Origin of the sequence: Mesorhizobium sp. M1E.F.Ca.ET.041.01.1.1, assembly GCF_003997355.1 — a bacterium.
Classification (GTDB): Bacteria; Pseudomonadota; Alphaproteobacteria; order Rhizobiales; family Rhizobiaceae; genus Mesorhizobium.
The window spans coordinates 1-2,079 of sequence record NZ_RZSL01000832.1 but is presented as its reverse complement, the minus strand read 5'-3'; the positions used below and the strand labels follow the sequence as shown (position 1 = coordinate 2,079).

Below are 2,079 nucleotides of genomic sequence, written 5' to 3'. Positions count from 1 at the left end.
TCTAATGGTAGGACAGCGCCCTTTGAAGGCGTGAATCGTGGTTCGAATCCATGAGCGGGAACCAGCCGGCGGCCGTGTTTTCCGGCCGGCGCAGGATGCCATCACGCAAGCCTAAACCTCTCGTGAGGCCGGAACGGCTCGCGCTTTTTCGGGTTAGGATGCGTTCGTTCCAAACCGGGGATTCATGAAGAAGATTCTGCTGGCGGCTTGAGGCGATCTAGCTAGTCAACTTCCAGCGTGGGCGCCTCGCCCCTCGCCAGGAGCCGCGCGGCGTCACGGGCCGGAGGCAAGCCGAACTGCCGCGCATATTCACGGCTGAACTGGGAGGCGCTTTCGTAGCCGACGGTAAAGGCGACACGCGCGGCGTTGCCCGGCTGTGCGATGAGCAGATGGCGGGCCTCGAGCAGACGGACCTGCTTCTGATACTGGATCGGGCTCATGGCGGTCGCTGCCTTGAAGTGGCGGTGAAACGCGGCGTTGCTCATATGGGTGAGCGCGGCCAGCTCCGTCACATCGATCGGCTCGTTGTAGTGCGTACGTATCCACTGGGTGGCGCGGCGGATCTGTGACAGGCGGCCGTCGGCGCGGGCGAGCTGGCGCAGCTTTGCGCCCTGCGGGCCTTGCAGCAGCCGAAACGCGATCTCCCGTTCGAGCATGGGCGCGAGCACGGGGATCTCGTTCGGCCTGTCGAGCAGCCGCAGCATCCGGCGCCACGCGTCGAGCAGCTCGTCATCGGCGGGATAGGTCACGAAGTCGTCGCCGCCGGCCGCCGGCTTGTGGTCGATGAGCAATGTGGCGATCAGCTCGATATCGAGGCTGAAAGCAATGGCCATATAAGGATGGGCGGCGCTCGCCTCGATCAACTGGCTGGTGGCGGGCGTCTCGACCGCATAGACGAAACAGCTGCCGGCGCCGTAGCGAAGCGTTCGATCGCCGATCAGCACCGATTTCGTGCCCTGCAGCACGAACAGGGCGGTCGGCTGGCAAAGCTCGGGCAGCGGCGGCGTCGGAACCTCGCTACGGCCGATCGTGACGCGCGGAACGGCCGTCCTTGTCCGCCGTCCACGCGCGTGGCGGCCGGCAATTGCGATCAACTCCTGGAGCGCCTCGTTCATTGGTTCAGCATTGCCGATCCGCGCAAGCCGCGCAACGAGGTGACGCGCAAGCGCGCACCTAGTGACGCGCAAGCGCGCACCCAAGTGACGCGCAAGCGCGCACCCAAGTGACGCGCAAGCGCGCACCCGACAGGATTAGGCAAGAGGATGAGAGCTTTCGGCGCGCGAAACCGACCGGTTCACGTCATTTCTAGGTCTCTGCAAAGGAGATGGATATGACGACACGGAAGAATGCGCTAGTGACCGGCGCCAACAAGGGCATCGGCCTCGAGACTGCCCGCCGGTTGGCGGCGATTGGGTTCAAGGTCTGGCTCGGCGCCCGGGACTCGAAGCGCGGTACGGCCGCGTCAGAAGCGCTGCGCGGCGAAGGGTTCGACGCCGAATGGCTCGAGCTCGACGTCACCAGCGACGAGAGCGTCGCGGCCGCGTCCAAGACCGTCGCGGCGTGGACACCCAGCCTCGATGTGCTGGTCAACAATGCCGGCATCGCCCCAGGATATGTCGACGCGCTCGGCCCGGACGGCCGTTACGAACGGCCGCCGAGCCGGGAAGATGTCGTCGACATGAAGGCCACCTATGACGTCAACGTCTTCGGGCCGGTCCGCGTCACCCAGGCATTCCTGCCGCTGCTTTCGGCATCGCCCGCCGCACGCATCGTCATGGTCAGCAGCTATCTCGGCTCGATCGCTCGTGCGGCTGGCGAGAGTCAGTCACCCATTGTCATGGGCTATGGCAGCTCGAAGACGGCGCTCAATGCCATAACGGTGGCCTTCGCCAGGGAGCTTGCGCCGCGCGGCATCACGGTCAACGCCGCCGCTCCCGGCTACACCGCGACGGATCTCAACGGGCACAAAGGCCACCGCACGGTGCAGCAGGCGGCCGAGATCGTCGTGCGCCTGGCGACGCTGGATGCGGGCGGGCCGACCGGCGGTTATTTTGACGAAAACGGGCCGCTGCCTTGGTG

General features: G+C 65.7%; 2 protein-coding genes. One reads left to right on the top strand and one right to left on the bottom strand.

Annotated elements, in window-relative coordinates; genetic code table 11:
- Positions 1-221: 221 nt before the first annotated feature.
- Positions 222-1,115: an AraC family transcriptional regulator gene (locus EOA38_RS34785; RefSeq protein WP_126092147.1), complete on the bottom strand. Its 894-nt coding sequence runs from the start codon at positions 1,113-1,115 to the stop codon at positions 222-224.
- 215 nt (positions 1,116-1,330) lie between these two features.
- On the opposite strand from EOA38_RS34785, the gene EOA38_RS34780 reads away from it, so the two are divergent.
- Positions 1,331-2,079 (top strand): SDR family oxidoreductase (locus EOA38_RS34780; protein WP_145966228.1); only part of this gene is annotated, 749 nt, incomplete at its 3' end.

Excerpts from the sequence above, each read along its gene's own strand:
- EOA38_RS34785 (WP_126092147.1), bottom strand. The coding sequence starts at position 1,115 with ATGAACGAGGCGCTCCAGGAGTTGATCGCAATTGCCGGCCGCCACGCG.